This window comes from Mucilaginibacter endophyticus, assembly GCF_003351025.1.
GTDB lineage: Bacteria > Bacteroidota > Bacteroidia > Sphingobacteriales > Sphingobacteriaceae > Mucilaginibacter > Mucilaginibacter endophyticus.
The window spans coordinates 1,219,342-1,235,257 of record NZ_QPCG01000002.1 but is presented as its reverse complement, the minus strand read 5'-3'; the positions used below and the strand labels follow the sequence as shown (position 1 = coordinate 1,235,257).

Below are 15,916 nucleotides of genomic sequence, written 5' to 3'. Positions count from 1 at the left end.
CAGTATTTAATATAATATCATTATGAAAAAAATAGCGTTTTTCTTTCTTTTAAATGCCGGCCTGTTTTTAGGTTTATCAAAGGCATCTGCTCAAAATTATGTATTGGATAAAACCATCGCTTTACCCGGCGATGGCGGCTACGACTACGTATTTATCGATCAGCCCAATCATACCTTGTATGCGTCACACGGTACTGAAGTAAATGTAGTTGACCTGAAAACTGAAACGGTTAAAGGTATAATCAGCAATATGAAGGGTGTGCACGGTATAGCTGTTGATAATGAACTTAATAAAGGCTTTATAAGCGACGGTAAAGCCGATGAAGTTATTGTGTTTGATATCAAAACATTGGCTGTAATTACCCACATTCCCTTAGATCATAAGGGTGCCGACGCGATTATTTTTGATCCTTATTCAAAAAAGATCTTCACGTTTAACGGGCATAGCAGCAGTTCATGTGTAATTGATCCGGTATCAATGAAACAGGTAGCATCAATTGATATGGGCGGCGCTCCTGAATTTGCTGTTGCCGATGGTAAAGGAACCATATATAACAACCTGGAGGATAAAAGCAGCCTGAACGTAATCGACACAAAAACACTAACGGTCTCCAAAAACTATACCTTAAGCCCTTGTGGCGGCCCTACAGGTATAGCAATGGATAAAGCGAACCAAAAATTGTTTACCGTTTGCCGCGAAAACAAGGGGCTTAGCGTAGTTGATATCCCAACAGGCAAAGTGATCCAGACACTGCCGATTGGCGCTGGGGTTGATGCCGTTGTGTATGATCCGGCTCAAAAAATACTGGTAGCCTCAAACGGCGACGGAACCGCCAGTATCTTTAAACAAAATGCCCCTGATACTTACAGCGCTGTGCAAACTTTAACCACACAATATCGCGCTAAAACCATGGCTATTGATCTGGCTACACATAAACTTTATTTCCCGGTTGCCGATTATGAACAGGGAACCAAAACCATGAAGCCTGGTACATTTAAGCTACTTGTTTACCGTCAGCAATAATATTGGGATGAAAAGAAGAGATTTTGTAAAAAATACTGCACTATCGGCAATAGGAGCTTCGCTTATTGCGCCTTTGGGTGCCCTTGCAGCAGACAGGGTAACTCATTTAACAAGTGAGGAACTTACATTACTGCCTGCAATTAAAGATGATTACTCCCTGCATTTTATGGCACTGGGCGATTGGGGCCGTAATGGCGAATACGATCAGCTGGAAGTTGGTAAACAGATGGGGCTTTGGGGAGCGGCGCATCCAAATGATTTTGTAGTTTCTGTAGGAGATAACTTTTATCCCAAAGGTGTTATCAGCGAATTTGATCCCTTATGGCATTACTCGTTCGAAAATATTTATACCGCGCATTCACTTCAATGCGACTGGTACCCGGTTTTTGGAAATCACGATTATCATTCAGATGTTGACGCCCAGATCAGGTACAGCAAAATAAGCCGCCGCTGGAATATGCCGGCGCGGTATTACTCCAAAGAGATCAGTCTGAACAAAGCTAAAAACAAAGAGGACGAGGTGGTGAAAAAAGAACCGAAAGAGAATAAGCAACTGGCAAAAGCAAAAGCATTGCTGGTCTTTATTGATACAGATCCTTTTTTACATGAAGCACAGGCCCAGTATGTTGAAAAGCAAATGCAATGGCTTAATGAAACGCTGGCGAATGCGTCTGACGATGTGAAATGGAGAATCGTGATCGGTCATCATCCTTGTTATTCTGTAGGGCCCCGTATCGAAAACTATGATACGTTGACCATGAGAAAAGCATTGACCAAAACTTTTGAAGAGCATAAAGTTGACGTTTATCTTTCCGGACATGAACATTCGTTACAACATCTGAAACCTGAAGGTTTTACCCATCAGTTTATTTCAGGCGCAGGTTCTGAGCTCACCAAAGTTACAGCAGGTGTTTCCTATAGCCGTTTCCAGGCGTCAGAGCATGGCTTTATGTATTTTGCTATAGATGAGAAACGGTTAAACGTAAGGGCGATAAATTACCAGGGAGAGGTGCTTTACCAAACCGAGCTTACTAAATAGAACTGAATTTACACAAGGAGCTTCCTTGTGTAATCCGTTTTTTTCCAATTTAGGTTTACAGCTTATCAAACGGTAAGCTGTAAACCTGATAACCAATAATAATTTATCGTGATTGCCAATCCTTAATATAAGATGGGTTTTTGAAGCACTTTAATCGCTGCATTATTAAGTGTATGTTAAGTTTCGGTTATGTATTATTCTTAGACTTCTTTATTCAATTTTTCTCCAGTTTTCAGCGGGTTTCTTTGCGGAAAATTAAACCCGTTGTTCATGAAACACCCTTACTTTCTTAACAGGTTATTGCTATTATTCTCAATATGCCTGCTATTTTCCTTTACAACTATGGCCCAAACCATAAGGGGAAAGGTAACCGATGCTAAAACCGGCGAACCCCTTACCGGAGCAACCGTGCATTTAACCCAGGATGGGGTTAGCAAGTTTGTTGCGGTTAACCTTAATGGTGCCTATAGTTTCAAAAAATTAAAAAACGGCCCATACAAAGTACAGGCAAACTATGTTGGTTATACCTCATCTAAAGTTAGTGAAGGTAATATCACATCAGCCAGTGACGTAGTTACAGTAAACATCCTATTGGAGGATGCCAGTATGCAAATGACCGAAATACAGGTTAAGGGCGAAGCCAACAAAGAATCTGATCATGCTGTACGCAGCATTGAAAAAAACGCACCGATGGTTATCAATGTACTTTCGGCAAACGCAATTAAACTATTGCCCGATGTTACCGTGGCCAATGCCTTGCAGCGTGTTAGCGGTGTAGTTATTCAGCGCTCTGCAAGCGGCGAAGGTCGTTACGCTATTATCAGGGGGATGGACCAGCGTTACAACTCAACACTGGTAAACGGTATTAAAATACCAAGTCCGGATCCTCAGTACCGTTTTGTGCCGATGGATATATTCCCTTCAGAAATGTTGGAAAGGCTTGAAGTGATCAAAGCGCTTACCCCAAGTATGGAAGGCGACGCTATTGGCGGTGTGATGAACCTGGTGATGAAAAGCGCTCCAAGCCAATTTGTTTTTAGCGCCAACGTATCGGGTGGTTTTTCTACATTGTTTTCGTCAGGCCGACCGTTTGTTGGTTTCAGCCCATCTCCTAACAGTAAATCTCCGGCAGCTATTAACGGCAACAGCTATGCTGCTACTTATGCCGATTTTAGTAATAAAGCGCTTACAAGCGATAAAAATATTTCGGCTCCATTTAGCTCAACAGCCGGTATTACCATCGGCGATAGGTTTTTGAATAAAAAATTAGGCGTTATTGTATCTGCAAGTTACCAGAATATATACCGCGGCTCTAACTCAAAGCAGCTTACACCAAACGCGCAGCCATCGGCTATTCCGCTGCCAAACTCGCCGCAGTTTTCTGATGCTTATGACCGTACCTATTCTACCCAGACAGAACGTATAGGTATCCACAACAAAATAGATTACGCGATTAATGGCAAAAATAAAATCTCGTTATATAACCTCTATATCCATCAAAGCGAATTTGAATCGCGCTTTACTTCTGATACACTGGGGTTGGGCTTAAACTCAACCGGTTTAAGTAAACAGATCACGATCTCAAACAGGAGCATGTTAACCAGGCAAAATATCTATAACTCAACTTTACATGGTGAGCACTTGCTTGGTAGTCAATGGCGAGTAAGTTGGGATGGGGTATATTCACAAGCTACCAGGCACCAGCCGGACAGGACCGAGTTTTTCTATGATGCTAATAAAACCCTGAATAATTCGGGAGCAGTTACTGCCGAGGTTGATAACAATACCCAGTTAGATCATCATTGGGAAAATAATAGGGATAAAGACATTGCGGGATATGCCAATCTGATTTATACTCCAAAAATTGCCGGTAAATATGTTGAGTTTTCGACAGGTGGTTTATATCGTCATAAAGTTAGGGATGCTGATTATATCACTTATTCATTAACCGGTGGTAAATCAACTTTATTCAATAATAATTTCAATGCTATTCCTTTTGCGTTCAATTCGGCTGCCGATGGTATCGGTGCTAACAACCCCGATCTGCAAAATAACTACCATGTAAGGGAAAATGATAATGCCGAGTATTTACAGGTTAAGTTTGATCTGTTCCCTAAACTACAAGTATTAGGTGGCGTTCGTATCGAAAATACTGATTTAACTTATGCTACTCAATCACCTGAAACGGTTACACAAAGGAGTGGTAACATCAAATACACCGATGTTTTACCAAGTATCCACTTAAGATACCAGTTAACAGATAATCAAAATATCCGTGCATCATATTTCGCGGCAATCAGCCGTCCGGGCTTTGGCGAACAAGTGCCATATAAAGTTACCGGCGAGTATTATGATCAGGTTGGTAACCCATACTTAAAACACATCACCGCTGATAATTATGACGTGCGTTATGAGTTTTTCCCGGGTGGTGCCGATCAGTTATTGTTAGGTTCGTTCTACAAAAAGATCTATAATCCTATTGAATACTTTGTAGTGCGTAATGGTGGCCCGAGTGATCAGGTTATTAAGCCTCAAAATGATCCGGGTAACGCTACCAACTATGGTTTTGAAGCTTTGGCTACTAAATTCTTTGGTGTGATAGGCTTCTCAATTAACTATACTTATATCCACTCAAGGATAACTACCGATAAACTACTTTATTCAAATGATGCTACTTCGGGCTTACACCAAACTAATGTGAGCGAAACACGTCCGCTGCAAGGGCAAGCAGACCATGTGGGTAATGCATCTGTACTGTACAAAAGCGCGAAGTTAGGTTTGGATATGCAGCTGGCCTTTGTTTATACCGGAGAACGTCTGTCGCAGGTATCACCTTATTACAATCTCGACTTTTATCAGCATGCTTATAATCAGTTAGATTTTTCTTTCGAAAAAACTATCGCCAAAAAGCTGTCTTTCTATGGCAAGATTAATAACATCACCAACACGGGCGGCAAAATCTATTTAAAATATCCGCATGGCAGTCTTGACGCAAAACAACAGGAGTTTTTAGGCAAACAAGATATTGCCGGGCAAACGCTTGTTAAAAGCGACTATTACAAAACACTATTCCTTGGTGGTTTCAGGTATAAATTATAATAAACGCAACGATGAAAAAATATATAATCCCAGTTATTTGTATCCTGATGGCAGCGGCTTTTTCCGGTTGCCAGAAATGGAAAGGTGAGCACATGGACATTTATAGCTATACACCGCCGGCTGCAAACCCGGTAAGTGATAAGGCTCCGCTTTCATGCAGCTCAAGTGGTTCAACAGTAATCCCCGTAAAAGGTACCATGCTTAGTGGTAAAACCTACACCGTTGAAGACGGTTGCGATCTGGTGATCAACCCAACTGACACTTTGTTAATGCAGCCTGGTGTCAGGCTAAACATGGGTGTAGGAAGCAGCCTTATAGCACTTGGAACTTTAGTAAGTAACGGTTCAAAAGATCAGCCAAACTGGATCACCGTACCGGGTATTGTAAAAAACGACGCACCGGGTGGCCTTACAGCTGCTGCCGACCCTGCATATGCTGGCAAGTGGAAAGGTATCATCGGCGGGCCTACCTGTAATTTATTGGTATTAAGGTGGACACATGTGGAGTATGCCGGTTTAACAGAAGGAAAAGCTACATCAACCATTGCAGGTTCAGGTACCGGCAATCAATACAGTATCTTGTTTGCCAATTATAACGGCAACTTTATCATGGAAGATTCTTGGTTGTATGGTGGGGTAGATGACCCGATCCGTATCTCGGCTGGTAAAATAGCCATCTTCAGAAATACCTTTGAGAAAAATGGCGTTAGCGGTGGCGACTGTTTAAATGCTAAAGGTGGTACTGTTGGCACCATGGCTTACAATATGTTTATGGGCACTGCTACCAACGGACAAAAAGCATCAAACAAAGGTCAGGCTACAGGTGCTCCTCAAACCAATATCGTAATGTACAATAATACATTCGTTAGTGGTGGTTATCGCCAGGTACAAAGCGGTCGTGGTGGTTGTATCAACTTTGAAGAAGGTGCAGCGGGTATGTATTATAACAACGTAGCTATTAACTGTAAGTTTGGCTATCGCGTAGTAGGCAGCCCTGTTGCTGATGTTGCGCACCTTTCATACGGAAATAACTACCAGTGGGCCGATTCTTTAAGTGTGGCAAACCAGTTTTATCCAACAGGTTATATTACACAACCGCAAAGCACGGATATTCCGTCAATTACTACATCAGCAAAATACTTGCCTTCAAATTATACTTTAGGTTCTATTTACGATGGTAGCGATGTAGTACAGAAAAATAATCCGATGTTCCTGAACTTTCCGCTTCCAACGGTTGGTCACCCATTATACCAATACAGCGCTATCGGGAATTTTAACTTCCATTTGCTCGCCAGCTCGTCGCTTATTGGTAAAGGTAATACCACTATTAAACCGTTGATTACAGTTCCGCTTGATAAAATCTATGGCTTATCAGACGCAACTTTACCTGGTACCGATCTTGGTGCATATCAGCTAAATGGCTCAGGAAATCAACACTAATAACAATATTTATTCTTTTGGAATAGCCGGGGGGATCCGGCTATTCTTTTTTTATACGCTTAAAAAATGAAAAAACTTATTTGTGTACTTTGTTTATCTATTATATCGCCCTTAACCATATTGTCGGTTAAAGCTCAGTCTGCTGATTTGAAAATAGTATTTATCCGCCACGCCGAAAAGCCTGTTAAAGGGGATAACCTGAATTGTCAGGGCATAAACAGGTCGTTAAAACTGCCTGCCGTAATAACATCTAAATTTGGTGTGCCTGATAAAATATTTGTACCTGGTTTAGGACTGGGGGAGGCTACCAAGCATTCAAGAATGTTTCAAACTATTGTGCCGCTTGCCGCTAAATATAATTTAACGGTAAACAGTTCACGCACCGAGAAGGACTCTTTAGGCTTGGCTGCCGATTTAAAAAGCCGTACAGGTGTAATATTGGTGGTATGGGAACATGGCGGTATAGCGCCAATTGTACGTTCACTGGGCATAAAACAAGACAACTTAAAATGGTCGGACGATGATTATGACAGTATTTGGATGGTGACCTTTAAAAATGGGGTGGCGACACTTGCACGCGATAAAGAAAACATAGATCCCGGAAAAGACTGTAATTTTTAGCTTGCAAGTCGGCCCCAGCTGTAAAGCCGGGGCCGATTTTTGTTTATGCGGCTTTGCTCATAATTGCTACAGAATGTTCGTGTAATATTGGAGATACAAAGGCTTAGCATGGAGTTTAACAAGTCGTTTTTCCTTACCCATCCATCATCGGTACAGATACTGATTTTTGGAGCGTTAATAACTTCTTTGTGGCTTGCTGAAGGCTTGATACTGGCAATACCTGTAGGCAAAAAATGGCGGCATACTTTTACAAATATGTTGTTTATTGTGACGGCACTGCCGGTTCAGCTTTTTATGACAATGTTTGTATTACTTGAAGCGGCCCGGATAAGCCAAAATCATTTAGGCTTGTTGCAAAGGCTTCCCTGGCACCAAAGTATATTGGTAAAATACATAGTCGGGTTTATTATACTTGATTTTTGTGAATACCTGTACCATGTGATCATGCATAAAGTAGGGTTGCTATGGAAATTTCATCTCGTGCATCATACCGATCAAAAACTTGATGTATCAACAACGGTAAGGGAACACCCCGGTGAAACATTTGTAAGAATGTGCTTTTTAATGTTGTGGATAGCTATAACCGGTGCATCTTTTGAATTGCTGTTGTTAAGACAAACCATTCAAACGGTTTCAAATATCACCTCGCATACACAATTCCGGTTATCAGATGGCGTTGATAAATGGGTGGGATTGATCTTTATCACACCTAATATACATCATGTGCACCATCACTATCAATTGCCTTATACCGATTGTAATTATGGCGATGTATTATCTGTGTGGGACAGAATATTCGGTACCTACGGAAAGCTAAAGCCGGATGATACCGTGTTTGGGATAGATACCCATCCCGATACGAATGTTTGTAAGAGTTTTATTAAGGTTTTACAAATTCCATTTGTTTCAAAACGTGCCTGACAGAATGCGTATTTGTAAAACATACCTTTCGTTATTGGCCGTGCTGCTGGGGATGACATTACATGTTAATGCCCAAACCGAAAAATTTACATCGAGGCTTTATTTTCCCGGGGGAGTAGGTGTAAATATACCTTCCGGAGATGAGCAGGTAAGCATGAAACGGGGAAGTGTTTTAAATACCGCTGTTGAATACCGCCCTACTTATATCAATGCTGTTTTTTTTCGATTTAACTACGACGCCCTGAATAACAAATATAAAAGCAAAGCGGGCGAAGTCCCTACCAATGTAACCGAAGGCAAACTGTCTGCCGGGTTTTTACTTCTGGGTGTCGGTTACCGACGGAAATTAAACAGGTTGGGAATATATGCACTCTTGCAACCAGGTTATAACAGCTCAGGGTACAATAACACCTCTGTTAATTCAAATGGTATAACAGTAGGTAGCGTAAGCACTAAACATCCCGCGGTAAAAATAGCAGCCGGACTGGAATATTATATCGTACCACATTTTGCTCTTGTACTGGAGCCCGCCTATTATCATTTGTATAAAGCCAGATCGCAATATATTTTAAATCCGGATTATGTAAGTTATAGTATCGGGTTTACTACCACGTTGTTTTAAACGGTTATGAATGGCATTACTTAAAAATCCGGGGCGAAACTAAATTTAACGCCATATTCCGCGGCACCTGGATGATCAAGGTAGTTAAACCTTTTGATCCCGTCTATCCGCAAAAACTTAAAGATATTGCCTATGCCTACTCCGGCCTCTATATAAGGTTTAGTACCCAAAGCGTAAGTGCCATTTGCTCCGTTACCACCCACCGGAAACCGGAATAAGTTGGGTGAATAAAGCGGGTTGTTTTCGTTACGCAAGCCGCCGAACAATACCTTGGCCGACAGAAACTCCCGCCATTTCAGGTGTTTTATCAATGGGAATTTATTCAGCAAAAAGCCGCTGAAACTATGAGTTAAGTTGATACCCGCGTAATGATCACTTACAAACTCCAGGTAGGTCATTTGATTATAGGCGTCCTCATCATAAGCTAACGACTGATTTGCAGGGGCTAAGTTCAGTAGCGGAAAGGGGACTTTGCCTACTAAATAATTTCCGAGCACGGTGATATCTGTGTAGCCAAGCTGAGACAGGTAGAAACGTCTGAAAATGCTTGCTTTAACACTGGTAAAATCATAAGAGCCATTGAACAATCCTTTAAAGCCATGATTGATCTGTAAATTCAGGATAGGGTATTTACTGTAGATGGTGCGGCGGTATACTGTTCCCTGCAATATCTGTTCATGCGGCGCATATCTAAAGGCCAGGTTAAGTTCGCTGGTGGTAAGGTCATGAACCAATGTGTTAGCATCGTTGTTATATTGAAATAACAGGGAGGCAGCCGGGCGCTGGTTCCAGTTCCTGAACGCGAGATCAAACGAAAAATGGTTTTCAAAATCCTTTACATATTCAATTTTAGCAATCTTGCTATAAAGCCAGTATATTGTTTTTCCTGTCGAAAACGATGATAGGGCAGCTTGCTGGTTGATGGTTGAAAGATCCCTGCCTGGTACATCAACGTCGTTTAAATAGCTTGCCTTAAGGTAATCGTTAGGATAGCGGTAAAAAGGCGTTTTATTGAATGAGTAGAAGGTTGCGATATTGTATTTAAAAGCCTTGTCGCGCGTGCCATAAGCACCAAAACCCTCAAAATAAATTGATTTACTTAACTCGGGATTGGTACGTCCTCCAATCTGAAAACGGGAGCCTTCCTGGCTGTCACGTGAGTAAATGGTACCAATGGGGCCAATCATCACTGGGCCCGCCTTAGCGTAACCACCGGTAAACGTAGCGGCAAACCAGGTGGCCCTTTTAAACTGCGGCATTTTCTCCAATTTGGAAATGCGTGGATAGATCTTGGATTGATGGTCTGACAGGGTATCAGGTCGTTGATGCGCCCAGTATGTAGTATCTGGCTTGTTGGCGTCCGGAGCTATCTGTAATTCTTTACCCTCGTAAAATGAGTCGGGAAGCCGTTTATCTGTTACATAGTTGGAGAAGAAAACCGTTCGCTCGCCCATTAGCCCCAGTCCTTTGTTTTTTAAGATACCGAAATCGGCCTTAACATCACTTTTGCTTAAAAAATACCGGCCATTAGGGTTCTGCTCAAAATCAAGCGTGATCTTGAGATTTCGCATAAAATTGATATTGATCTGCTTGTTCACATCAAGTTCGCAGCCTCGTACAGCGTAATTGCCTGTCATGCTTACCAATAGTTTGCCTTCAAAAAGCAAGTCGCCTTTGGCACGTGGCGTAAAGCTTAGCTCAATCAGTTTTTCTTTGGGCGTTTGTATGGTATCTGTAATGAAAAACTTATAGTAGTTAGGCGAGTGATCGGCGATGGGGCTCAGGAACTGGTTGGTTATGATAAAAACGTTGTTATCATAAATATCAATGACATTACCGTAAAGACGGTTCATATACACATCCAAACCAGCGGTATCAATAAATTTAAGGATGTTGGCTTCCTTTTGCGCTTTGAGCACCTGGATGGATTTTGCGGGCTCTTTGCGGTAGTAATTTTGGTATTGCTTTTCGCTGAGATAGGCGGGGAGCAGCACCTGGGTTTGTCCGTTATTTTTTACCGTATCAAGCATAAACTGATACATTTTAAAATAGCGGCTGTTCATCAGTTTAGAAGGAACATCGATAAATGACAGATTGATGCGCTCGTACTGGTCATATTGCAGATAATCGGCACTTTCCATCCGGTTTTGCTTTTTATGGTCAATAACCTGCTGGATAAGTTCAACCGCCGGGTTCCCCTTGTTGCGATAACGCTGTTTTTTGCCCGAAACTACAGTTACTTCTTTTAATTGGGTTTGGCTGCCGTGCAGCCTTATATGAAGAACGTTGACCTGACCGGCTTTAATTACTTTGGTAATGATTTGATAACCGATATAAGAGAACGTAACATGTGTAAAAGCTCCGGGAGCATTTATCTCAAATTTTCCGTCGGGGTCTGCAATGGTGCCGTATTTGCCGCCTACAAGCTTAACATTAATTCCGGGAAGCGGTTGCCCGGAGGCATCGTCCACCACCTGACCTTTGACACTTGTAACTACCTGACCTGATGATTTCTTAACACTGTCTGCCTGCTGAGCCCTGCCATAAAACGGAAAGAATACAATTACAAGCAATAATCGTGAAATATAAGGGAATAGACATCTTGTTGAACCTGACACTCGGGAAGAAATATCAAAAGAAGATAACAAATTGTGGTAGATTAAAAATACTAAAAGGGTTCAGTTTTAAGCGTATTCCAGGCTGTGTGCCAGAAATACGCTTTCAATTTCCCTAAACGTACAAATTAAATTTGAATTGTTGCAGAAGATGATATTATTTTAAGATTAACAGGATTGTGACGCCCTGGTTCAATCTATTTTCAAAAACTTCCCGTTTTCGTCAAATAACAGGTCTTTTCCTTTTATTTCTGCCTCAAACATTTTTTTGCCAGTCGCATTGGTTACGCGACCAGCTTCCTTAATTTTTGCGCCTTTATAATTTGTTTTAACGTATTCAAAAACGGTAGCTGGTAGTTGATTAACCGGTATGGCATCCACCTCTTCTACAAACTCGCCCGATGGTTTAAAGGTAACTGAAGTATCCTCGCCCGATTTGCCGCCCCAATTAGCTTCAAAGTTTCCATTCTCTTTTTCCCAGGTAACTTTTGTTGCACTTGGATATTTTTTGGCAAGGCTTTGCTTTACGGCAGATGGAACGTCTAAACTGCCGGCTGCTTTTACCATGGTACCGGTACCAAGCAGGGCAGCGGTAATGGTTAATAAAATGGTCTTTTTCATAAGTGCTTTTATTTGATTTATACTAATGTACAGGTGCAATCTGGAGGAATATGGTACGTGTAAACCGGTTTGATTTTAATTGAAATAAACTTGAACGGGTTTGAACCAGTGTTTATAACTGCCGTCGCTAATTTTGTTTTACAGATAATAAATCCAATAAATAAACTTACCCATTTCACCATGAGAATTTTAATTTTCCTGCTTGTATCGTGCTGCTTTTATAGTAGTGTAACTGCTCAAAGCAACTTTTTCAATAGCAAGAATGCTTACCTGGGCCAACAGCGACCTAATGATACGCCGCGGATTTTTGCGCAGCAGATGTTGGTGCCCGATAGCGGTATAGCTATGGGTAGATCGGCTTTCTCGGCCGATGGCAAAGAGTTTTATTATGGAAACTCCATGCACTGGTTTAACTCAAAAGGTAACAAGATCCGTTATTTTAAGTACGACGGGAAAAAATGGCAAGGCCCACTTGTGCTTAATTATGACTACAGTACGCCAACTTTTTCTGTTGATGGCAAAAGCATCTACTTTGCTGGAAAAGGCGATGGCAAACACTCCTTTGTCTGGGTATCACATCGCGACAAAAACAATTGGACAAGCCCTGTAGTGTTTCTGAAAAAAGATTACGGTTTATATAATTTTATGCCAACCAATAGCGGTACTTTTTATGTTGGCAGCAATGCTAACGCCGGCAGTGTAAGAGATTATGGTACTTACGATTTTTGCACGCTTACCATCTCCAAAACCGATACAGTTATTAAAAGCCTGGGCCCGGTTGTTAATACACCTGCTTTTGATGGCGATTTTTATGTGGCACCTGATGAGTCATACATGATCATCAGTTATAAGGAGAAACCCGATTATGAGTGTGAGCTCGGGATCACTTTTCGTAAACCTGATCATAGCTGGACGCCGCCGCTAAACCTTGGTCGGCTGATTAACGATGGCGATGCGCACCGCTGGGGCGAATACGTTACTCCCGACGGTAAATACCTTATTTATACCAAGGGAACCAGCGAAAAGGATTGTCACCTTTATTGGGTAAGATTTGATACACTGAAGGCTAAATTAAAAAAGGAGGCTTTGGGTAAATAGGCGAGCTTACTTTATCTCAGGACCATAAAATTTTAAACCCAAAACGCCTGTCATGATCAGCAGCATGAAAAATATTTCCATGTAAGAGAGGCGCTGGTTTAAAAACGATACCTCCACTAATTTGATCAGGATAAGGGTTACAGCTGTCCATACAGCGTATGCTACGGCGGTTGGTACCAGTTTTATAGCCAGCGAAAAGAAATAGATATTACCGATACCAAAAACAATGTAACCAACAAATGGTAGCCAAACGGGTAAACCGTGTTGCAGGCTTAAAACAGAATTAAGACGGAGTGCCTTCAAATCGCTGAATTTCATGAATTTTAGCGAGAATGTCCAGGCCGCTTCAAACGCGGCGGCAATTAAGATATATAGCCAGGCCAATATGTTATTAGTTTTGTTGTAGTACGTTTTCTTGTTCGGTTACTAAGGTAACGGGTTGCGGTTCAATATCCAATTCAGCCGACTCGTTTATTTTAGCCGGGTTAAGCGTTTTTAATCTGTCCGGAGTAATTGTTACCAGCCAGTTCAAAAACCGGGGCCTAAGGTGATAATACCAGTTAAACCAGCGGTATTTGAGCAAGTTTTTTTCGTCAAAGCGTTTTACGCTGAAGGCATGTTGTAAAAAGTAATCTTTGGGGTAATCATAATAAAGTCCCCAGTTTTCGGGTTTATCGCCGGGTGCATGACCTGGGTCATAAACAGTACCGAACAGGTAATCCCAAAAAGAAAATTTGGTTGCAAAGTTAGCATGAAAAACTTCCTGGTAGTTGGCGTGGTGCCATAAGTGCAATTGGGGCGAGTTAATGACGTACTTAAGCTTGCCCATGTTTACCTTGATATTGCCGTGTATAAACATGCCAAACATGGCATCTAACATGGCTTTTATAGGTATAACTATCGGGTTTGCACCTAACAAAATGATAGGTGCAAACTCAATAGTTTGATTGATGACGATCTCCATAATGTGCGAACGCGAACCGGCCAAAAAGTCAACCTCCTTACCGGAATGGTGCGCCTCATGAATACGCCAGAAAAATTTATTTGAATGCTGAAAGCGATGAAACAAATAGATATAAAGATCATGCGTAAACAGGAAAAACAATACTTGTAATGCTACAGGCCAGTTACTAATTAAATGCAGATGCGACAAATCAAAATGTGCCTCTAAAGGTTTAATGATATAATCGAAAATGAGGATCTTTAAAAAGTAGCTTTGTATCAGTGTATACCACACTAAATCAATCCAAAACCCTTCCCTGAAAAATTTCAGACCTTTTCTGTAAGGCGATATCCGTTCCCAGGCAATGATGAATCCTATCCAGCAAAAAAGGATAATGGATGTAATTATGGTAGTTAGTTTTTCCGGAGACATTATTATTTAACGCTTGGTTTCTCTTTGTATTCGTCGCTGATGTTTACCCTTAAACGCTTCATTGGCGCAAGTTCTGATTCGTAAACACGTTTTTCACCGTCACCCGCTGCTGTTTCTACGTCCTTGATATCACGTACCAGGCGTTGCAAACCTTGTGGCTCAACAGATGCGGCGTGGTCAGATCCCCACATGGCGCGGTCAAGCGTAAAGTGACGCTCAACAAAGGTTGCGCCCATAGCTACTGCGCCCACTGTGGTTGCCAGACCTGTTTCGTGGCCCGAATAACCGATAGGGATACCCGGATATTTGTTTTCCAGGGTCTGGATCATTTTAAGGTTAAGCTCTTGCGGGGGGCATGGATAAGCCGAAGTTGAATGAGCGATAAACAAAGGATAATTTTCGTCAAAAGCATTGATATAATCCATAGTTGTTTCGATCTCTTTCATGGTAGACATACCGGTAGAAAGCATTAACGGTTTACCGGTTTCCAGAATGCGCTGAATTAAAGCGAAATCGGTTAACGATGCAGATGCCAGTTTGTACAGGATGGTGTCAAACTGCTCCATAAAATCAACAGATGGCGCGTCCCAGGCAGATACAAACCAATCGATACCTACTTTTTTGCAATATTGGTCGATGGTAGCGTATTCGGCTATACCAAATTCGGTTTTGCGTTTGTAGTCGATGTAGGTAATACGGCCCCATGGGGTATCGCGCATAATTTCCCATTGATCGCGTGGTACGCAAATTTCTGGTGTACGTTTTTGAAATTTAACGGCGTCGGCTTTAGCTGCTACTGCTTCATCAATTAATTTTTTACAAATTTCAAGTGAGCCGTTGTGGTTAATACCAATTTCGGCAATGATATAGCTTGGCTGGCCTTTGCCAATTACACGGCCATTTTGCAAAGTGATGCTGCCATTTCTTGTACCTGACAGGTACTTATCACTTTTAGCTTCGATGATCATTTCAGCAAATTCACGGAAACAGCCATCGCCGCCATTTAATGAACTTACAAAATCAACCTGTGCTTTAACATGTGGTAAAGCATCGGCAGGGGATGCAGTAAGACCGGCCAGTTTCATCACCTCCAGGTCGTTATAATCATCACCTATAAAAGCAACTTCGTTAGGTTGCAGACCTAAACGGCTGCAGATTTCTTTAAAGGTAGTTGCTTTATCTTTTATACCTAAATGCAGTTCGGTGATGTGTAATTTTTCGGCTCTTTTAATTAATGATGGCGAGTTTTCGCCGGTGATGATGCCTGTTTCTACACCAGCAAATTTGCGAAGGCGTTCAACCCCCATACCATCGCGCATGCTGAATTTCTTTAAAAGCTCGCCGTCATGATTGTAGTATACCCCGGCATCTGTTAAAACCCCATCGTTGTCGGTAAGCAATAATTTAATGCCTGCCGCCTTTTGTTTCAAAATCTCGTTCAT

Annotated in this window: 13 protein-coding genes; 8 read left to right on the top strand and 5 right to left on the bottom strand. The window is 41.7% G+C overall.

Going from position 1 to position 15,916, the window contains the following annotated elements; all coding sequences use genetic code 11:
* The first annotated feature begins 22 nt into the window (after window positions 1-22).
* The 7 genes from DUL71_RS12580 to DUL71_RS12550 all read left to right on the top strand — a co-directional run bounded on the left by DUL71_RS12580 (window position 23) and on the right by DUL71_RS12550 (window position 8,765).
* A complete protein-coding gene (locus tag DUL71_RS12580) occupies window positions 23-1,024 on the top strand; it encodes a YncE family protein (RefSeq protein WP_114938377.1) in 1,002 nt (333 codons plus the stop codon).
* A gap of 7 nt (window positions 1,025-1,031) precedes the next feature.
* On the top strand, window positions 1,032-2,063 hold the full coding sequence (locus DUL71_RS12575) for a metallophosphoesterase (protein ID WP_114938376.1): 1,032 nt from the start codon (window positions 1,032-1,034) through the stop codon (window positions 2,061-2,063).
* A gap of 270 nt (window positions 2,064-2,333) precedes the next feature.
* Window positions 2,334-5,162, top strand: coding sequence for a TonB-dependent receptor (locus tag DUL71_RS12570; protein WP_114938375.1), 2,829 nt, complete (start codon window positions 2,334-2,336; stop codon window positions 5,160-5,162).
* 11 nt (window positions 5,163-5,173) lie between these two features.
* Complete coding sequence (locus DUL71_RS12565; RefSeq protein ID WP_114938374.1) at window positions 5,174-6,601, top strand: hypothetical protein; 1,428 nt, start codon at window positions 5,174-5,176, stop codon at window positions 6,599-6,601.
* Between the two features lie 66 nt (window positions 6,602-6,667).
* Entirely contained in the window at window positions 6,668-7,222 is a 555-nt protein-coding gene (locus DUL71_RS12560) for a histidine phosphatase family protein (protein WP_114938373.1), read from the top strand.
* Window positions 7,223-7,330: 108 nt separating this feature from the next.
* Window positions 7,331-8,143 (top strand): sterol desaturase family protein, encoded by an 813-nt coding sequence (locus DUL71_RS12555; RefSeq protein WP_114938372.1) that lies wholly within the window; start codon window positions 7,331-7,333, stop codon window positions 8,141-8,143.
* Window positions 8,144-8,147: 4 nt separating this feature from the next.
* A complete protein-coding gene (locus DUL71_RS12550) occupies window positions 8,148-8,765 on the top strand; it encodes an outer membrane beta-barrel protein (RefSeq protein ID WP_161964424.1) in 618 nt (205 codons plus the stop codon).
* 20 nt (window positions 8,766-8,785) lie between these two features.
* Here the strand turns inward: DUL71_RS12550 and DUL71_RS12545 are convergent, their stop codons facing one another.
* Both DUL71_RS12545 and DUL71_RS12540 read right to left on the bottom strand, forming a co-directional pair.
* Entirely contained in the window at window positions 8,786-11,338 is a 2,553-nt protein-coding gene (locus DUL71_RS12545; protein WP_161964423.1) for a DUF5686 and carboxypeptidase-like regulatory domain-containing protein, read from the bottom strand.
* 234 nt (window positions 11,339-11,572) lie between these two features.
* Entirely contained in the window at window positions 11,573-12,001 is a 429-nt protein-coding gene (locus tag DUL71_RS12540) for a PepSY-like domain-containing protein (protein ID WP_114938369.1), read from the bottom strand.
* A 180-nt stretch (window positions 12,002-12,181) separates the two neighbouring features.
* Between DUL71_RS12540 and DUL71_RS12535 the strand changes: the two genes are divergently transcribed.
* The gene (locus tag DUL71_RS12535; protein ID WP_154402373.1) at window positions 12,182-13,099 is read left to right on the top strand and encodes a PD40 domain-containing protein; all 918 of its coding nucleotides are present in this window, start codon (window positions 12,182-12,184) and stop codon (window positions 13,097-13,099) included.
* Window positions 13,100-13,105: 6 nt separating this feature from the next.
* Here the strand turns inward: DUL71_RS12535 and DUL71_RS12530 are convergent, their stop codons facing one another.
* From DUL71_RS12530 to DUL71_RS12520, 3 genes are read right to left on the bottom strand one after another with little or no spacing between them, the layout of a single operon-like run.
* Entirely contained in the window at window positions 13,106-13,483 is a 378-nt protein-coding gene (locus DUL71_RS12530) for a DMT family transporter (protein WP_208645530.1), read from the bottom strand.
* Between the two features lie 7 nt (window positions 13,484-13,490).
* A complete protein-coding gene (locus tag DUL71_RS12525) occupies window positions 13,491-14,474 on the bottom strand; it encodes a sterol desaturase family protein (RefSeq protein ID WP_114938367.1) in 984 nt (327 codons plus the stop codon).
* Window positions 14,475-14,476: 2 nt separating this feature from the next.
* Complete coding sequence (locus tag DUL71_RS12520) at window positions 14,477-15,916, bottom strand: N-acetylneuraminate synthase family protein (RefSeq protein WP_114938366.1); 1,440 nt, start codon at window positions 15,914-15,916, stop codon at window positions 14,477-14,479.

What these genes read in the sequence shown, in the direction of transcription:
- DUL71_RS12580 (WP_114938377.1), top strand. Translation starts at nt 23, where the DNA reads ATGAAAAAAATAGCGTTTTTCTTTCTTTTAAATGCCGGCCTGTTTTTA.
- DUL71_RS12575 (WP_114938376.1), top strand. Translation starts at nt 1,032, where the DNA reads ATGAAAAGAAGAGATTTTGTAAAAAATACTGCACTATCGGCAATAGGA.
- DUL71_RS12570 (WP_114938375.1), top strand. Translation starts at nt 2,334, where the DNA reads ATGAAACACCCTTACTTTCTTAACAGGTTATTGCTATTATTCTCAATA.
- DUL71_RS12565 (WP_114938374.1), top strand. Translation starts at nt 5,174, where the DNA reads ATGAAAAAATATATAATCCCAGTTATTTGTATCCTGATGGCAGCGGCT.
- DUL71_RS12560 (WP_114938373.1), top strand. Translation starts at nt 6,668, where the DNA reads ATGAAAAAACTTATTTGTGTACTTTGTTTATCTATTATATCGCCCTTA.
- DUL71_RS12555 (WP_114938372.1), top strand. Translation starts at nt 7,331, where the DNA reads ATGGAGTTTAACAAGTCGTTTTTCCTTACCCATCCATCATCGGTACAG.
- DUL71_RS12550 (WP_161964424.1), top strand. Translation starts at nt 8,148, where the DNA reads ATGCGTATTTGTAAAACATACCTTTCGTTATTGGCCGTGCTGCTGGGG.
- DUL71_RS12540 (WP_114938369.1), bottom strand. Translation starts at nt 12,001, where the DNA reads ATGAAAAAGACCATTTTATTAACCATTACCGCTGCCCTGCTTGGTACC.
- DUL71_RS12535 (WP_154402373.1), top strand. Translation starts at nt 12,182, where the DNA reads ATGAGAATTTTAATTTTCCTGCTTGTATCGTGCTGCTTTTATAGTAGT.
- DUL71_RS12525 (WP_114938367.1), bottom strand. Translation starts at nt 14,474, where the DNA reads ATGTCTCCGGAAAAACTAACTACCATAATTACATCCATTATCCTTTTT.
- DUL71_RS12520 (WP_114938366.1), bottom strand. Translation starts at nt 15,916, where the DNA reads ATGAACGAGATTTTGAAACAAAAGGCGGCAGGCATTAAATTATTGCTT.